Here is a 17,599-nt window from a genome sequence, read left to right on the forward strand (position 1 = left end):
TTTTAGCCCGTTGTTATAAGTCTCTGCTTAGAGCGCCCGTAGTCTAGCCTCGAAGTCCGGATGGCCAAGCAGCATTCGGCAGCGCAGAAAACGCCAGCCAGCATGTTTCAGGAATTCAACACCCTTCGGTGGTGACCGAAGCTCCAACACGAGGCTGCGCAGGGCCCAGTAGAGATCGTCCGCCGCAGCATAGACACGGCAGCGACTGAACGCCTTTTCGGTGAACGCGCCATCATGCATCTCGAGCAGCGGCTTCATCTGGCTTTCGAACTGGTAAAGCTCGTTCATCTGCACACCAAGCTGATAATAGGGGTCGATATCAGCGGCCATGTCGAAATCAACGAGTTGCAAAGACCCGTTGGGGCCAAGCATGACATTCGAAGCTTGCGGATCCCCGTGGGCCGGTTTCACATCCACCCCTGCTGCCGTAACGGCCTCGCGGATCGGCCTCATCCAGGACAGCATCCACTCTGCATCACCGGGCAGATCGGCATCGCCAGCCGAGACGATCGACCATAGCTCGTCGATCCCTTCAAAGACCGACCATGTGTGCCCGAAGGGCACACCGGCTGCGATTGTTTTCTGCATCTCTAACAGTCGGGCAGCCCTTGCCAGTTGCATGAGATCGTCGATCTTGGCCGTCCGCCAGCCGTCTCCAAGTCGGCAAAACAGCGCTGCACGGGTCTTACTATCGTACACGATAGGTTCAGGAGAGAAGCCGAGCTCGTGAAAACGGGTTGCGGCAGCAAACGCCACTTCGCCATCGACCAGATCGGCGACTTCATCAGCACCAAGCCGCAGGAAATATTCCGCTTCCCCTTCGGGGCTTGCGACTGCAAAGCCGCTGGACTCGACGGCGTGGTAAGACGGTGATGCGACAGCAGCCGTTGACGGAGTGTAGGCCGGTCTGGTTCCGACCACGGCAGAAAACGCAAGAAGCGCGTTTTCTGCGCGTTCTTCCACCGGGTTTTGCGGCGATCCCACTTTCTTCATTCTGCAGCCTCGACGAGTTCTGCCGCCTGCAGGCCTTCACAAGCGATCCGGTAGAGCATGTCGGCAAGAATCTGCGTGCCAACGGCTTGGTCTTCCGGAGAGGTGTATTCGGTTGGATGATGGATAACGCCATCACGGCTGTGCACCGCAAGTACCACCGCCGGGCAAACCGCTGACATCGCAACGGAGTCATGGCCGCCGATCGTATCGAGGTGGCGAGCGCTCAACCCGAGATTTGCTGCTGCACTTTCAGCCAGGGCAATTAGTCCAGGCGCGAATTTTCCAGCCTTGCGGCGGTCAATCGAGCGCACTTCGGAGGTTACTCCGGCCTTTAACGCGGCCTCGTCGATCTTGATTTTCATCTTGCGCTCTGCATCCGCCAGCACTTCTGGCGACGCTGAACGCAGTTCAATGAACAGCACTGCCTCCGCTGGCACCACATTCGGCGAATTGGGAAAGACTTCCAGTCGCCCAACCGAGGTATGCAGGTCGAGGCCATGCTCGGTCGAAAGTTGTTTAAGGTCGGCGATCAGATAGGCAGCAGCAAGCAACGCATCCTTGCGGTCTGCCATCGGAGTAGCGCCCGTGTGGGCCTGACGGCCGAGGAAGGCGAGGCGATATTTCGTGGCGCCCCAGAAGCGCGTAAAGATACCGAACCGCTCGCCGGCGTTGCTGAGTGTCGTGTCTCCCTCGATATGCAGCTCGATCAGGGCGTCGGGAATCTCGACCTTGTCTCTTCCCGCATAACCGATCTCTTCCAGCGACTGGCGCACGGTGATGCCGTCCCCGTCTGCCCTGTCGAGCGCCCATTCGAGTTCCGCTGCGCCGGCAAAAACACTGCTGCCCAAAAGGCTGGGCTGGAAACGTGCACCCTCCTCGTTTGTCCAGTTGACGATCTGAAAGTTGCAGGCGGAAAGCCGGCCCTCAGCCTTGAGGCGCTCGGTCACGGCGAGAACCGCTTCGCAGCCGGCAATAACGCCAAGCGCGCCGTCGAAGCGCCCGCCGTTCGGCTGACTGTCAATGTGCGAACCGACCATGATCACCGGAGCATTGGCGCCAGCCAGCGTCATCTTGCCAAACTGGTTGCCAATGGCATCGATGGACTGCGTGAAGCCGTTATCGGCAAACCAGCGACCCAGCCAATCGCGCGCCATGCCGTCTTCTCTGGACAGTGTAAGGCGTGTCATCGATCCGTCGGGACCACCGCCAAAGGTGGACACAGCCTCCATCAGCGCCTGAAGACGATTGGGATTGATTGGGGCAGGTGAGGAAGGAGCGTCAGGCATGTATGATTTCCACGTTTGATTGATTGAATTGTTCCGAGAATTCCCGGGCCACCACGCCACTGGTCACGACCGCATCGATGTCATTGAGACCAAAGGTGTGAATGGAGCCGAGGCGGCCGAATTTCGAGCTGTCGGCAACGACCACCGAGCGTTTTGCCTGCGCCTTGGCAACGCGGCGCAAGACGGCCTCGTCTTCACCGAAGTCCATGAAGCCCCGGTCGGAGTGGATCGCACTAATGGCGATGATGGCCAGATCAAAGAAATGCTCTTTCAGAGCGGCAACGGTTTCGTGTCCGTAAGTCGCCTGGTATTCGGGCCGCATACGTCCACCGAGAACGCGGACGCTCGCCTGCGGCAGGTGGAAAAAATGGGCAGCGACAGCCAAAGAATTGCTGACGACGGTGATATCCTTGCGGCTTTCGAGATGTTTCAGGCAGGCAAGGGTCGTCGTACCGGTATCGATGAACACCTTCATCCCGTCTTCGACCAGGGCCGCTGTTGCCTCGCCGATCCTTGCTTTTTCCCGAGATGCGACGCGCAGGCGCTCGGTAAAGGGTTGATCGCTTTCCTGCTGGTCGAGAACTGCTCCACCATAAACCCGGCGGGCGTAGCCGCGCGCCTCCAGTTCCTTCAGGTCACGCCGGATTGATTCCTGACTGACATGCAGATGATCGGAGAGTTCCTTCACGTTGACGCGCTGGGACTGTTTCAGCGTGTCGAGGATAAGCTTGAGGCGATGTTCCGTGAAACTCATGAATATTCCCTGGATGCTAGCGACGGTCGGAACCACATTGCCGGGCGCGCGACCACGTTCAGGCCGAAGCCATTTGAGGTATTTGCGTATCACCGCCGGCGAGTGACGGTACCAGATGACAGGCGGCGAAGTCCTGGCTGCCTCTTACAGTCAGAACAGGCTGAAGATTGCCACATTTCTCCATTGCATGCGGACAGCGCGACTTGAAGCTGCAGCCAGTGGGAATGTCGATCGGGCTTGGCGGCTCGCCCTCGAGAAGGCAATCTTCCGGCTGGTAACGGCGTTCCTCAAGCGTCGGCATCGCGCTTAAAAGCGCCATGGTATAGGGATGGCCAGGATCAAAGAACAACCGCTCATTGTCAGCCAGTTCGAAGACCTCACCGAGGTACATCACAGCGACACGGTTACAAACCTTGCGGACCATAGCGAGGTCGTGGGAGATGAAGATGTAGGTGAGGTCGTATTCTTTCTGCAGCTTCTGGAAAAGATCGAGAAGCTTGAATTGTTCCGTCTGGTCCAGTGCAGACAATGTTTCGTCCATGATGAGGATTTCCGGCTCCAGAACGAGCGCTCGGGCGACATTGATCCGCTGCCGGTGGCCGGCACTCAGCCCAATCGGCAGCTCTTCATAGAGATCGGTGGACAGGCCGACCTCGCCCATCACCTTGAGTACACGTTCTCGAATTTTGGCGCCGTCTTTCCACCCGTGGGTGCGAAGCGGGCCTTCCAGCATCTTGCCGACAGAAGTGCGTGGCGGAAGCGAGCCGAAGGGATCCTGCAGAACCATCTGAAGCTTCTTGCGGAACGAAAGAAGGTCCTTGCCGCTAAGGGTTGCGATATCCTTGTCACCACACAGGACCTGACCGGAACTTGGCAATTCCAACCGGCTGAGAAGCCTCATCAGGGTGGATTTGCCACAACCGGATTCACCGACGATCGCAAAGCTGTCGCCGCGACGGACATCAAAGGTGACGTTTCTGACGGCGCACACGTGATTGAAGCCGCCAAAGCCGGTTTTCTTTCTAACCTTGTAGATTTGCGATGCGTCGCGCAAACTCAGGACAGTTTCGCGCTTGTCGTTCAGGCGTGGGATTTCGCTTTTCTCGATCCAGATCTTCGGTGTCTGCTGGACGAGGTCCTTCGTGTAGGCGTGGGCGGGCGCCGCGATCAGTCGTTCGGTCTCCTGTTCTTCGATGATGCGGCCTTCCTCCATCACGAGCATACGGTCGCAGGCTTCGCGGGCAACCGGCAGGGAAGAGGAGACGAACAAGACGGCCGTGTCGAAGCTCGAAGTCAGTTCCTTCATCAGACGGATGACCTGAGCGGCAACGGTGACGTCGAGCGGTTGAGTCACGTTGTCGGCGATGAGAAGCGCGGGATTGGTAACCAGAGCATCGACGATCAGGGCGCGCTGCATCATACCACCGGAAAACTGCGAGGGGTAATCGCTGAAACGGCTGCGGGCAGATGGAATACGGACCGCCTCAAGTAACTCGATTGTTCTTTTTTCCGCTTCCTGCCGGGAGGTGCCTGGCGCGACGGCACGCAGTTTCTCCACGATCTGGTAACCGACTGGCAAGGTTGGATCCAAGGCGCCCATTGGGTTGGCGCCAACATAGGCGACACGCCGGCGCAGGACGCGCATCTCGCTCTCAGTAATGGCGTAAATATCCTTGCCTTCGAAGAGCACGCTGCCGGATTGCAGGGCGAGTGGCGCTTCCAGCCAGTTGACGACGGCTTTTGACAGAACCGTCTTGCCAGCACCGCTGGCGCCGACGACGCCAACGATTTCGCGCGGTGCGATGTTGAAAGAAATATCATCGAGAATGATCTTCGCCTGGGCCCCGCGTCGGGCAGCAACCGTGACATTCCTGAGTTGGAGAAGAGGCTGGCTCATCACTCTGATCCTCCGTGAATGGTGTTTCGGGCGCGCTCCAGCGAGGCACCGATAAGATTGATGCTGGTCAATGTCAGGCCGAGGAACACGCCGGGCATGGTGGCGATCCACCAGGCATTGAGCAGATACTTTCGGCCATCCGCAATGATGTTGCCGAAGGTCGGAGTCGGTGGCTGGACGCCCAGGCCCAAGAAGCCGAGGGTCGATTCAAAAATCATCATTCGGGCCACATCAAGCACGGAGGTGAAGATTACCGGCGGGAGGAGCAGTGGCAGGAGCAAGCCCACGATAATGCGGATATCGGTCGAGCCACCCAGTTTTGCGGCGCGCACGTATTCCCGTTGTCTCTCCGTCATGACGATACTGCGCATGATGCGCGCATAGACCGGCCAGCTCGAGAGGCCAAGAACAAGAACGATAGCGGGAATCGTCGGGCGTGAGACGCCCAGGACGGCGATTGCCAGAATGATCATCGGTATTGAAAGTTGCGCGTCGGTGAGGCGCATGATCAGCATGTCTATGCGGCCACCGAAATATCCGGCGATGGTTCCGAGAGCGCAACCAATGATGAGCGTCACGGCAACAGAAGCGATGCCGATCAGGAAAGAATAGCGCAGGCCGACAAGCGAGCGAACCAGCATGTCGCGGCCGATCTGGTCAGTGCCGAGCGGATGGGCCCAGCTCCAGTTGTCTCCGATGAAAAGCGGTGGCAGGAGACGCGCCTTCACATCCATCTTGGTGGGATCGATGCCGCTGATTTCAGGGTAAAGAGCGGCTGCAATCGCAAGCAGAAGGAAGATTGCAAGGCCGATGCGAAAACCGGGCGTCGAGGCGGCGCGGTCAAAGATGCGCCGTGCAATAGAGCGGCTTGCGGCCTTCGATACGAGCGGGGTGTCGAGTGCAGATGTGATGGACATCAGTATTCTAGCCTCGGATCGATGGTGGTTGCGACAAGATCAACGATGATGTTGATCAGCACGAAAATCGCACTGGTCACGATGGCAATGCCCTGGATCAGGGGAAAGTCGCGCTGCAGCACAGCGTTGATGGTTAGAAGACCAAGTCCCGGATAATCGAAGATGTATTCGACGATAATGACGCCGCCGAGGAGGCCGGAGAACTGCACGCCGAGCAGATTGAGCAATGGCACCGAGGCATTGCGTAGCGCGTGGTTGGAAATGATCCGCGCCTTGCTCAAGCCGCGCACGCGGCCAACCGAAACATAAGGCTCCATCATCTGCCCCGACACGGAACTGACCAGCGTGCGGATCAGAACCGGCGACAATTCCACCGCCAGTACGATGGCGGGCAGGATCGTGTAGGCAAAGCCCTGATAGCCGATCGCAGGCAGCCAGCCGAGCTTGACTGAGAACAGCAGTGCCAGAACGATGCTGAGCCAGAAATTCGGCAGTGAGATGAAGACCGAGGAAATGTAGAATGCCAGTTTGTCGGGCCATCTGCCGATCGACAGTCCGCCGGCAATGCCGACAATTGCCGAAAAGATCAGAGCGATCACCAGCGTGACAGCCGCAAGCTGGAGCGTCATCGGCAGGGCATCGAAAACCAGGTCGAAGACCTTCGCACGCTCACCACGCGTCGTGTCGTTGAACGTCGCCCCGCCTGTTGAAGCGCCGTTCGCCGGGCGCACGAAGGACTGACCAAGATCGCCGCGAACGACGCCGTTCATATACCTGCCGAACTGCACCGGGATAGGATCGCGCAGGCCCATATCAGTTGCGATCTTCTCAATTAGTGCCTCGGGTGCCATGCCACCCGCCATCAGGCGTACCGGATCTCCCGGCACCACCCGCAATAGGGTAAAGATCAGCAGGGAGACGAGGAATATGATGATGACGCCTTGGAAAAGGCGCCGCATCAAGAAGTTGATGGCAAACATTCAGCCACTCCGCTCGGAAATTCACGTGGAAGTCTGCACGCCGCCCCAAGGTCAGGTGGCGTGCAGATATACGCCATCAGGCAGCCGGTTTGGCGGCGTCTATCGATCCGTCCGGATAGATGTACATGCCTTCAAAGTCCTTCTGCATGGCGTGGATCATCACCGAGGTAAACAAAGAAAGCGCCGGCATTTTTGAGGCGATGAGCGGCATGGTTTCTTCCTGGAGGATTTTCTTGCGTTCCTCCAGTGTCGGTGCCGAACGCTCCTTGTCGAGGCTGGCATCGATATCCTTATCCTCGATGCCGCAGATGCGGTGAGAGGTGGAGTGGAAATGGGTGCGCAGCACGAGGTCCGGTTCCGGAGATGCCGTCGACCAGCCGCAATCGACCATATGACCTGGGCCGCCACCGGGGCGGTGATAAAGCTGCTCATTCCAGGCCGCGGGCTCAAGCACGGTCAGGCTGACGTTGAAGCCCTGCTCCTGCAACATGGCGGTGATCATTTCGCCGTACTCCTTGGTCTTCGGGTAGAAGCCGACGGAGGTGATATATTCCAGCGGCGGTAGACCTTTGCCGTTCGGGAAACCGGCTTCGGCCAGCATGGCCTGTGCTTTTTCCGGGTCGAATTTCGGGTAGTCAGGCAGGTCGACGTAACCGAACTTGACCGGAGATACGAAGTTGGATGAAGCGTGGCCGGCCGAACCCATCAATTCCATAATCATGTCCCGATCGATTGAATGGCAGGCTGCTAGACGGATACGCGGATCGTCAAAAGGAGGTTTCGAGCAGCGGAACCACAGATACTTGTTTTCAACCGAAACGACCTTGTTGATGAATATCGCTGGATTGTCCTTGATCGAGTCCACCTGTTCCGGCTCCAGCCGCTCGACAATCGAAGCCTGACCATTCATCAACGACAGCATTCGGGTGGTAGAGTCGCCGGTGAAGGTGAAATTGATACCGGGAATAACGGGTTTGCCTTTGAAATAGCCGTCATAGGCCTCCATCACGGTGTCGTTGCCGCGCTGTTCGACAAACTTGAACGGGCCGGTGCCGTTTAGCCGCTGGGAGAGTGGTCCACCGGCCCCACCGGCGATATCCTTGGCCGACATGATTGGCAAGAAGGATGCGAGGAATATGAAGAGGTGGGCCGGATAGCCGCCTTTCGATGTGTCGACGATGACCGTGTAATCGTCCGGCGTCTCGATAGTCAGGGTTTCGGTCGGGCCGGGATACCATTGTGCCGGACGATCTGCGCCCGAGCCGTATTCAAAGGTTGCCTTGACATCTTCAGCCTTGAACGGCTTGCCGTCATGGAAGACGATGCCTTCGCGCAGTTTGATCTGCAGGCGGTGGGGATCAAGCAGCTTGATGTCGGTTGCCAGCTCGTAGACGACCGCACCTGGATCGTCGAGCTTCATCGGCGTGCGGGTCAGGAAACCCATCACGAAACCTTCGATGTTCTTCTGCGACAACGTGGTGTGAGCGGTCGGATCCCAGTTGCCGGTGATGTTTTCGGCCGACAGGAAGGTCATTGCCTTGCCGGCCTGTGCAAAAGCCGACGAAATGAAAAAGTCAGGATTGATCTGCATATAGCCGGCGACAGCGGCGGCGCCCACAGAGCCTTGAAGGAAGCGGCGGCGACTGAATTCTGAACCCATCGAGTTCCCCTTTTCTATTTTGAGCAAACCGTCAAATCAGTCAAAACGGTCAAATCAGTCACAAGCAAAGGGCGTGCCAAGTCAGTCTTCACAGGGAAAGCGCATTTCCGATCAATAATCTGTGTGGGATTTGACCATTTATTGGTCGATTGAGAAAGAATTAATCGGCAAGTGCGATCAGCGGCGCCTGCAGCTGGGTTTGCCCTTCGCTATCGACGCCGCCAGCAGGCGTAGTGTATTGGTTCCCAGAAGTTGCGTGTTATTCCTTTGCGACGGCGACCATATTCGTGGACGAGCTGTAGCGTTCCAGTCTTCTGTAGCTGCATCATACTGCACAATTTTCCCACCTTGTCGCATTTTTCCTTTTCGGCTTTGGCGAAGATATCCTGACTAATCATTCATGTCCCCCGCGTATGTTTTGTAATCTCGCTTCAAGTTGCGTGACGCACAGTTTGGTAGAGACTTCCAGTTGTCGTGTCCGCACGCCAGTAATGCAGTTTCCGTTTGCAATGCCACTAGAACGTGCTTAATATAAGAACGCTCAATCCAAGTTTAGAACCTATCATGCAAAGTTAGCAAGGGAGTGTTTGGCATGGGTGAAGGTCGTTTACCAGCCCTTGAGTCCGATCTGGCGCAAAATCCAGATTTGGCAGATCGTCTAATCCACGATCCCCAAGCTGTATTGAACAACTATGGCGTAAATATCGACAGCGCCGCGTCATCGCAAATCAAAGACTTGTTGACCGCTCAGGTTAATTCCGGGATAAATCCACAAGCCGTGTATGTCGCGGTAAAGATTTAGGTTTTTCTCTCAAATTGTTTTTCCTGCTCGGTTTGGCGAGGTGACAATGGGCAACGACCTGAGTGATAGCTCACCTTTAAAACATCAGGCCACCCGCTGCCTTCTCGTTGTTCCGCCTTTCTGCGACGTTTTCATGCCGTCACTAGCTGCACACTTGGTGCACGACGTACTTACCCGCTCTGAGATAAACACAAAGATACTTTACGCCAATCTAATTGCGGCTGACTTAATTGGTTTCAAGGTTTATCATACTTTAGCGGCAAGCCATCAATGGTTGGTATGTGAGAGGCTAATTTCTTTAGCGCTGCATAAACGCAGTCATCCTAAGGTCCCCAGTGCAACGAACGCGTCGGTTGCATTACTCATTGAAAATATTAAAGATGTGTTCAGGGACGCTGGAGTTGATCAAGACGCTTTCTCGGTTGAAGATATATTGACTGCTCTTGATTTGCTTGAAGCCAAGTTCCTTAAAGAAGTGGAAGTTTGGCGTCCGGACATAATTGCTTTCACGTCCACATTTCAAACGATTACTGCCGTTGAGCTATTGGCGAATGCGGTGAAATCGCGTACGCCGTCCCCGCCACATATAATCGTAGGAGGCGCAAATGCCGATGGCGAGATGGCTCTCGGGTTGCGCTCATTTATGATCTCCGTGGACCATATTTTTTCTGGAGAGCTTGACGATCAGCTTTCACAATATTGTCGAGACAAGTCGGCTTGGTCCCGAGGAATAACGAGGTCCAAGGGTATCTACCCGCCCTATGAAGCCTACATCGACTACGATGCATTTTTTGAACAGTGCCGCGAATACAACCACCCGCATATGGATACCATTTGGCTACCCCTCGAGACCTCGCGGGGCTGTTGGTTTGGTGAGAAGTCCCACTGCACCTTCTGTGGTCTCAACGGAAGCGGAATGAAGTATCGCGCCAAGGAGGGGGTCTCAGCAGTAGATGAGTATAGGCACTACAGAGAGAAATATGCCCCTAAAGGCTTCTTCATGGTGGATAACATCATTCCTAAGAACTTCTTTGAGGAGTTTCTCAAGCCTATCGCTGCTTTGGAAGGTGTTTCCAAAGCAGATATATTTTACGAGGTCAAAGCCAACCTTTCTGTTGAAGAGATAAGATTGATGCGAGACGCGGGGGCTAGCGCGTTCCAGCCCGGCATCGAAGCTCTGTCAACGCCTCTGCTGAAACACATGAAGAAGGGAACGTCGGCTTTTGTCAATTTACGGACATTGTTTTGGGCAAAGCAGTCCGGAATAAAGTGCGTCTGGAACTTGCTCGCTCGCTTTCCAAATGACAAAGAAAACTGGTATCAAGACACCCTACAACTGTTGCCCTACATCAGGCACTTTCAGCCCCCTCAACAATCGGTGTCGAAGGTGTCGATTGACAGGTTTAGTCCACATTTCGATAGATCATCCGACTTCGGAATCCGGAATATCAAACCCGCGCCCTTATATGAGCAGATTTTCGCTGACGTCGACTTGAATCGACTGGCATATCACTTCACGGCGGATTTTGAGACTGAGTTCAACGAGGATATATGCGGCTTATTGGACTTGGAGATAGCCGCATGGAGAGCCGCTTGGAAAAGGCGACCACCGACCATTGAGGCCTTCATATTGGATAATGGAGGGGCGATCGTTGTGGATACACGCAATACAATCAACGCAGCTGATCTGGTAGTTGACGAATTCGGAGCTGTCCCGCGCCTGGCTAGGAGCGACTGCAACGAAAGCACCGAGGAGTGGCTCATCAGTCGTGGGCTTGCCATGAGAGTTGAGGGGCGACTCGTCAACCTTATAGAGCGAGTTCATTCTAGCGGAATGGCGCACGAGCTGCCGTTCTTGATGCAAGCCTAATCACTCACCTGGATCATGGCATCCTTCCCGACGGGTTCCGTGCCCTTCTCCACGCGGGCCACCAGGAAGCCGATACAGGGCGGCAATTTGCGGGCGTTAGGTGATAGTTCCCATGCGCGCCTATGGCTAGAGCAGGGTATGTCACGCATCACCAAAGCGGCCGCTTTCTATCGCCGGCGCATACTTGCATTACCGCATCAAGTAACTAATCTTCGTTGCAACTATACCGTTAGGGGAGGGGTGTATGCGTCCGACTTTGTTTGCTCTGGTTTTGCTATCGATCTCATCGGCGACGGCACTCGCTGACTGCACTAATAACGATTTTGGTTGGTGCCAGCCTAATGTAGGTGGCGACGTAGGTGAAAAATGGCAACAGACCGTTGACGAGGCTCGAAAAGTTGGAAGCCAAATCAAACCGATGGAGCTCATCAAGGTAGCATTTCCGGCGGCTCCGATAATGATTGAGGCCGTGAGCAAATCAGGTATTCCATATTTGAATTCGGCAGCCCAAAACATCGCAGCAATAGGGGCCAAGCTCGATAAGGAAACCCAGACTGCAATCACCAACGCGCTGACGAACCCGTCCAAAGCTGTCCGGGATGCTGCCCACACGGCTCTGAAAGCCGCGAACGACACAGTGGATGCTGCCCAAGCAACGGGACGCTATGCGGAACGCACGATAAGCGGAACAATCGAGAATTTGGATGACGCACAAGCTCGTCTCCGCGAAGGCAAAGTCGTCGACGCAGTATGGCATCTCGGGACTGACAGAATGCGGTTAGAAAACGACAATGCCGCCAAGCTGATGGAAGAGAGTGAGGCAGCTCGACAAGTCGCGGAAAAAGCGGTGGCCGCATATGGAGGGCCAGCGGCGGCCGCGGCATTCACCGCTTGGCTGACCTACAACCAATCCAAGGGAGACATCGAGAGAGCGCTTCTTGCTGGCACATACGCATACCTTGTCTCTACCGGGAACGCTACGGCGGGAAAAATGCCGACGGCGACAATTGGAGATGTGGTGAAAAAGGCTGCCACGGTTGCGTCAGTGCGAGGACTGGCGGTCGGCGCGGCAGGGGGAAACCAAGACGAAATTATGAACGCGATCGCCCAAGGTGGTGGCTCAGTTATCGTTCAATCTGGCCAAGCCTACGTGACGAAGAACTTCGTCAACCCCGCTAAAGCGAAAGCGGACGCGTTTTGCATGGATCAGGTCAACGAGACCTGTGCTGACGTCATGCAGTATGTCGATAAAACCAAGGAGAGAATCGAGCAATATAAGAAAATCGCCAACGCGTCTCCGACCGTCGTCGTTTCTGTTGACGGCCAATGGGCCATAAGCTGGGACAAACAAGCCCTGGTTGATCGCACCAGCAAAGCGCCTGGTGTTGTCCTGACCTACGTGGGGCAGGGTTCCTATTTTCGCAAACAGATGACCGATTTCAGGAAAAAGCCCAATCCCGATCCAAAGCCAGTCGTCCAGCTGGACGAAAAGCAGGCTGAGAAAAAAAACGAGAAACCCCCGCCAAAATATCATGAGGTTACCATTGCCTCGAACGGCCTATGGATCGACGACACGATGTTCCCGATGGGCAAAAGCTACACTAACAACATCGAGTTCTACATCGATGGTACTTACGAGGGGCAGATGTACCTTCATGAAGGGCTCGACCCTATCACCATAGAGCTGACTGAAGGCGATCATATCCTCACATACCGAGTTAGCGTTCGATCTGCTGAAGGAGGCCGCATAAGAGCGCAGGAGTGCGCGACGAAATTCAAAGTGTCGGGAGTGGATGTATTCAACCCCCGAATAGCCTTCACCAGGGTTGACCATTTAAGGGGAAGGATATCCAAATGCACCCTGAAGCCACAGCTCATGTAGATAGAGCCTGAAAGGAAGTCGTCGCCTGATCCGACGCACTCACCTTTCGACCAGAGCTGATTGCCCTGCTCCATGATCTCCGCACCGAATTCGCCGGAACAGATGCGGGCGAATTCCTGAGTGTGAAACATGACGCCTTCCATCTGCGCGAACAGCTGGAAATGGGTCGACCGAAGGAGAAGAGCTTCAGTCGGCGCGCGCAAAGAGGTTGCGGTCACGTGCGCGGACGGGATCTGTCCAGTCCCGCTCGAACCAAGCCGCTTCGCCCGCCTGCGGCGGCAATTTCAGCTCGAGAGGTTGGCCGATCTCCTCCCCGTCTTCGGCCGCGACCCGGAACCTATAATGATCGTACATCCGGAGCGCTTGTATCATGTAGCTGGTCGCTACGGTGCGATCGCGGATGAGGACTAGAGCGCGTCCGCTTTACTCGGGGTCATATCCGCACGATTTGAAGTAGTTGGCGCATTGTTGTGGTTCGAACAGCGTGACGATGTGGCCGACGGTATTCCATAAGCCGTCGATCGTTCGCTCGGCTTTGGCGCGCAAGACGGCCTTGAGCTTGGCGAATGCCTTCTCGATGGGGTTGAAGTCGGGACTGTAGGGAGGAAGGTAAAGCAACCGGCATCCGGCATCTTCGATTGCGTGACGCACGCCTTCCGCTTTGTGTGCAGGCAGATTGTCCATGATGACGATGTCGCCCGGTGCCAAGGTTGGAATGAGAACCTGCTGGACATAGGCCTGGAATGCTACCCCGTTCATCGCACCGTCCAAGACCATGGGTGCGGTCATTCCGGATAGCCTGAGCGCTCCGGTAAACGTCGTTGTCTTCCAATGGCCGTGCGGGACCGGTGAGCGGCATCGATCTCCGCAAGGGTGTTGGTTTGCACGCAGAACTGAGCCGGTTAGGCGCATAATTTCCATTGAGAATTGAGCCATGTGAACCTTCCCCCAACGCGGAGAGCGACGGGGGCAACGGAGTGATCCACATGGGACTTTTAAACATCATCCGCCGGATGACACTGCGTGAGAAGCAGTCGATCCGGGAGATCAGCCGGCGCACCGGGCTGTCACGCAACACGATCGCGAAGTATTTGAGCGCTGGTACGATCGAGCCGACGTTCACGGTACCGGACCGGCCGAGCAAGCTTGATCCTTTTGCCGATAAGCTGACGGCCTGGCTGAAGACAGAGGCCGGGAAGTCGCGCAAACAGCGCCGAACGCTGAAGCAGCTTCATGCCGATCTGGTGGTTCTCGGCTTTACCGGCTCCTATGGTCGGGTTGCCGCCTTCGCCCGTGATTGGCGGGCTGACCGGCAACGTGAGCAGCAGACGACGGGCCGCGGCATATTCGTTCCGCTGTCTTTCCGCCCAGGCGAAGCATTCCAGTTCGATTGGAGTGAGGACTATGCCGTGATTGGCGGTGAGCGCACGAAGTTGCAGGTCGCACATATCAAGCTATCGCACAGTCGGGCTTTTCTGGTCAGGGCATACCTGCTGCAAACGCACGAGATGCTCTTCGACGCCCACTGGCATGGCTTCCGTGTGTTCGGCGGTGTGCCTGCTCGCGGCATCTACGATAACATGAAGACAGCGGTGGATCGCGTTGGCCGCGGCAAGGAGCGACAGGTCAACATCCGGTTCCTTGCGATGACGAACCATTACGTCTTTGCACCTGAGTTCTGCAATCCTGCTGCAGGCTGGGAGAAAGGGCAGGTCGAGAAGAACGTCCAGGATGCTCGTCCTCGTCTATGGCAGCAGATGCCGGACTTCCCGGATTTGCAGTCTTTGAACGTCTGGCTGGAACAGCATTGCCATGACCTATGGCGGGACACGACGCACGGGAGCCTGCCCGGCACGATCGCGGATGTTTGGGCTGATGAGCAGCCTGCTTTAATGGCATTGCCCGCCATGTTTGACGGCTTCGTCGAGCAGAGCAAACGCGTCTCGCCAACATGTCTGATCAACTTCGAGCGTAATCGTTACAGTGTGCCTGCATCATTTGCGAACCGGCCCGTCAGCCTGCGGATTTATCCCGAGAGACTGGTTGTTGCAGCCGAGGGCAATATCCTCTGCGAACATCCGCGGATCATAGAACGCAGCCACGACAAACCACCGAGGACGATTTATGACTGGCGGCATTACCTTGCGGTCATCCAGCGCAAACCCGGAGCCCTGCGCAATGGTGCGCCTTTCCTGGAATTGCCGCTGGCCTTTCGACTGTTGCAGGACCAGATGCTGCGTCGCCTGGGCGGCGATCGTGAGATGGCCGATATCCTGGCTCTGGATCAAGGCGTGCCAACCAAAACGCATGTGCTGAATCTGCTGCACATGCTGATTGACGGCAAAACGACCGACGGCCCCGACATCGACACGCCCCAGGCGCTGACCTTGGTGCGAGAACCCAAGGCTAACGTCGAACGCTACGATGGCCTACGTGTCGGGATCGTGGGAGGTCGCCATGCGTCATGATCCCGCCAGCGCCGCCGTCGTCATCATGCTGCGTAGCCTGAAGATGTACGGCATGGCCCAAGCCGTCACGGACCTGATCGAGCAAGGAGCTCCAGCCTTCGGTGCGGCCGTGCCGATCCTGTCCCAGTTGCTAAAAGCCGAGATGGCCGAGCGCGAGGTCCGCTCGATTGCCTATCATATGAAGGCGGCTCGCTTCCCGGCCTACAAGGACATCTCCGGATACGACTTCGCCGCCAGCGAAATCAACGAGGCGACGGTGCGCCAACTGCATCGATGCGAGTTCATGGACGATGCGCATAACATTGTCCTCGTCGGTGGGCCGGGCACAGGAAAGACCCATATCGCGACTGCCATCGGTGTTCAGGCTATCGAGCATCACCGCCGAAAGGTCCGCTTCTTCTCGACTATCGAATTGGTCAATGCGCTCGAGCAGGAGAAGACAAAGGGCAAGACAGGCCAGATTGCCGAGACGCTGGTCCGTCTCGATCTGCTGATCCTCGATGAACTCGGATACCTTCCGTTCAGCGCCTCAGGCGGAGCGCTGCTCTTCCACCTGCTGAGTAAGCTTTACGAGCGCACCAGCGTCGTCATCACCACCAACCTCAGCTTTAGCGAATGGGCCACGGTCTTCGGCGACGCCAAGATGACGACAGCTCTCCTCGACCGCTTGACCCACCGTTGCCATATCCTGGAAACCGGTAACGATAGCTTCCGCTTCAAGGCCAGCTCGGCCGCAGCAGCACAGAAGAGAGGAGAAAAGGCCAATCCCTTGACCAAAGCCTGATCAGAAAACCATACTTAGAGGTGGCTCACTTCTCGGTGGAAAAACCGGCTCAGTTCCGCGTGCAAACCAACACTCACGCTGTATTTTACGCGTTTTGATCTGTAAAACTCAATTTTTGATTGATAATTTTGGATGAATTGTTAACGTTCTTTTTGGCAAATGGGGGCATTTAATGCAAAGCGCAGATCAAGAAAATTCGGATCTTCCCAAAAACATCCGGGCAGGCAAGGATGCCGGTCAGACGCGTATCCATGCCATCGGCCATGCCGTATGGCTTATGTCGCGTTCGCCGCTCCACAAACATTTGATGATCACTGATATTGAATGGCTTGTAACGCCTCCAATTATGTTGGGTCAGTTCCATTTGTGGGAACGTGCCGGCAACCCTCACGGATTTGCATCGTGGGCATTTCTTGGAGACGAGCCAGAAGAGCGAATTGTGACGAACGGCATCCGCCGCCTGATGCCGACAGACTGGAAGTCTGGCGATCAATTGTGGCTGATTGATTTCATATGTCCCTTTGGCGGTCAGGAAGGATTGATCGAAGAACTAAAGGCACGGGTTCTGTCAACTCAACGATTTAAGATGTTGCAGGCGGGGCCGGGTGGACGAAGGGCGGTTGTGGAATGGTAGCAAAATCAACGTCTACGATTTGCATACGATGAGCTGAAGATACTCCCGAGAGAGTGTGTATAAGATGCCAAGCTAGATTGCCAATATCGTCTTCTTCTTAAAATATATTTTTTTGAAGAGAATATATATCCAGTGGTGGAAACATGATGTGGAAAGTTTCGGGTTTAGAGGGAATTCCAACCAGTTGGAATGGAAGTTTTCTAGTCGTAGACCCTGTGACTGAAGCTATTTCGGCGGATCCCCGAAAAGATGTCGGGGTATATAACTCAAATTTATTAATATTCGATCTTGATAAAATCACAGATGACGTTCTGGTTACCGCTTCTTGGCAGGAGGCCGCTGGCAAGCGAAATAGGACGGCGGAACTCCATCGCTTAAAGTATAAACAGATTATTGCTTCTATAATTGGCGATGCCGATCTAACAAAAAGAATTACAGAAGACTGGTTCATTTTAAATACAAAGCAAAAAATTGGTGAAGGCGAGCATTACAATGCTGAAATGGATTACATGATGGAACTATACGCCGCTTACGGCGGTGATGATTTAAATGAAGCGGCAATGATTATTACTAATTGTCTAAATAATATAAAATCTAATTTGGTCTGCCTAACGCGATTTGAAGAAGCTGTTAAGCAATTTTCCCCGATTTACTTCCGTGTTTTAGGTTGAG

Annotated in this window: 14 protein-coding genes and 2 pseudogenes; 7 read left to right on the forward strand and 9 right to left on the reverse strand. The window is 55.3% G+C overall.

Annotated elements, in window-relative coordinates; all coding sequences use genetic code 11:
* Positions 1-27: 27 nt before the first annotated feature.
* The 7 genes from CFBP5499_RS25220 to CFBP5499_RS25250 all read right to left on the reverse strand — a co-directional run bounded on the left by CFBP5499_RS25220 (position 28) and on the right by CFBP5499_RS25250 (position 8,487).
* Complete coding sequence (locus CFBP5499_RS25220) at positions 28-993, reverse strand: phosphotransferase (protein WP_175416891.1); 966 nt, start codon at positions 991-993, stop codon at positions 28-30.
* The gene (locus CFBP5499_RS25225) at positions 990-2,279 is read right to left on the reverse strand and encodes a Zn-dependent hydrolase (RefSeq protein WP_080827609.1); all 1,290 of its coding nucleotides are present in this window, start codon (positions 2,277-2,279) and stop codon (positions 990-992) included. The genes CFBP5499_RS25220 and CFBP5499_RS25225 overlap by 4 nt, the downstream gene beginning before the upstream one ends.
* Positions 2,272-3,033, reverse strand: a complete 762-nt coding sequence (locus CFBP5499_RS25230) for a DeoR/GlpR family DNA-binding transcription regulator (protein WP_080827608.1) — start codon at positions 3,031-3,033, stop codon at positions 2,272-2,274. Before CFBP5499_RS25230 ends, CFBP5499_RS25225 begins: the two co-directional genes overlap by 8 nt.
* 58 nt (positions 3,034-3,091) lie before the next feature.
* Complete coding sequence (locus CFBP5499_RS25235) at positions 3,092-4,930, reverse strand: ABC transporter ATP-binding protein (RefSeq protein WP_080827607.1); 1,839 nt, start codon at positions 4,928-4,930, stop codon at positions 3,092-3,094.
* On the reverse strand, positions 4,930-5,847 hold the full coding sequence (locus CFBP5499_RS25240) for an ABC transporter permease (RefSeq protein WP_080827606.1): 918 nt from the start codon (positions 5,845-5,847) through the stop codon (positions 4,930-4,932). Before CFBP5499_RS25240 ends, CFBP5499_RS25235 begins: the two co-directional genes overlap by 1 nt.
* A complete protein-coding gene (locus CFBP5499_RS25245) occupies positions 5,847-6,827 on the reverse strand; it encodes an ABC transporter permease (protein WP_080827605.1) in 981 nt (326 codons plus the stop codon). Before CFBP5499_RS25245 ends, CFBP5499_RS25240 begins: the two co-directional genes overlap by 1 nt.
* A gap of 76 nt (positions 6,828-6,903) precedes the next feature.
* Positions 6,904-8,487, reverse strand: a complete 1,584-nt coding sequence (locus tag CFBP5499_RS25250) for an ABC transporter substrate-binding protein (protein ID WP_080827604.1) — start codon at positions 8,485-8,487, stop codon at positions 6,904-6,906.
* Between the two features lie 592 nt (positions 8,488-9,079).
* On the opposite strand from CFBP5499_RS25250, the gene CFBP5499_RS25255 reads away from it, so the two are divergent.
* The 3 genes from CFBP5499_RS25255 (at position 9,080) to CFBP5499_RS25265 (ending at position 13,041) form a co-directional block, all read left to right on the forward strand.
* Positions 9,080-9,289, forward strand: a complete 210-nt coding sequence (locus CFBP5499_RS25255) for a hypothetical protein (RefSeq protein ID WP_130932521.1) — start codon at positions 9,080-9,082, stop codon at positions 9,287-9,289.
* A gap of 46 nt (positions 9,290-9,335) precedes the next feature.
* Complete coding sequence (locus CFBP5499_RS25260) at positions 9,336-11,159, forward strand: RiPP maturation radical SAM C-methyltransferase (protein WP_080827603.1); 1,824 nt, start codon at positions 9,336-9,338, stop codon at positions 11,157-11,159.
* Between the two features lie 244 nt (positions 11,160-11,403).
* Positions 11,404-13,041 carry a hypothetical protein gene (locus tag CFBP5499_RS25265; protein WP_080827602.1) on the forward strand — a complete coding sequence of 546 codons (1,638 nt, stop codon included), beginning with the start codon at positions 11,404-11,406 and terminating at the stop codon, positions 13,039-13,041.
* Positions 13,042-13,227: 186 nt separating this feature from the next.
* Here the strand turns inward: CFBP5499_RS25265 and CFBP5499_RS25270 are convergent.
* Both CFBP5499_RS25270 and CFBP5499_RS25275 read right to left on the reverse strand, forming a co-directional pair.
* A pseudogene (locus tag CFBP5499_RS25270) lies at positions 13,228-13,464 on the reverse strand (phospholipase D-like domain-containing protein); the annotation flags it as partial.
* A pseudogene (locus tag CFBP5499_RS25275) lies at positions 13,465-13,914 on the reverse strand (IS630 family transposase); the annotation flags it as partial. It lies immediately after the preceding pseudogene.
* Between the two features lie 113 nt (positions 13,915-14,027).
* Here CFBP5499_RS25275 and istA point away from each other — a divergent pair.
* From istA to CFBP5499_RS25295, 4 genes are all read left to right on the forward strand, one after another.
* Positions 14,028-15,509, forward strand: coding sequence for an IS21 family transposase (gene istA, locus CFBP5499_RS25280; RefSeq protein ID WP_130932520.1), 1,482 nt, complete (start codon positions 14,028-14,030; stop codon positions 15,507-15,509).
* On the forward strand, positions 15,499-16,293 hold the full coding sequence (gene istB, locus CFBP5499_RS25285; protein WP_080827600.1) for an IS21-like element helper ATPase IstB: 795 nt from the start codon (positions 15,499-15,501) through the stop codon (positions 16,291-16,293). Before istA ends, istB begins: the two co-directional genes overlap by 11 nt.
* Positions 16,294-16,465: 172 nt before the next feature.
* Positions 16,466-16,927 (forward strand): toxin-activating lysine-acyltransferase, encoded by a 462-nt coding sequence (locus CFBP5499_RS25290; protein ID WP_080827599.1) that lies wholly within the window; start codon positions 16,466-16,468, stop codon positions 16,925-16,927.
* Positions 16,928-17,070: 143 nt separating this feature from the next.
* Positions 17,071-17,598 carry a hypothetical protein gene (locus CFBP5499_RS25295; protein WP_080827598.1) on the forward strand — a complete coding sequence of 176 codons (528 nt, stop codon included), beginning with the start codon at positions 17,071-17,073 and terminating at the stop codon, positions 17,596-17,598.
* The last annotated feature ends 1 nt before the right edge of the window (position 17,599 follow it).

Origin of the sequence: Agrobacterium tumefaciens, assembly GCF_005221325.1 — a bacterium.
Classification (GTDB): domain Bacteria; phylum Pseudomonadota; class Alphaproteobacteria; order Rhizobiales; family Rhizobiaceae; genus Agrobacterium.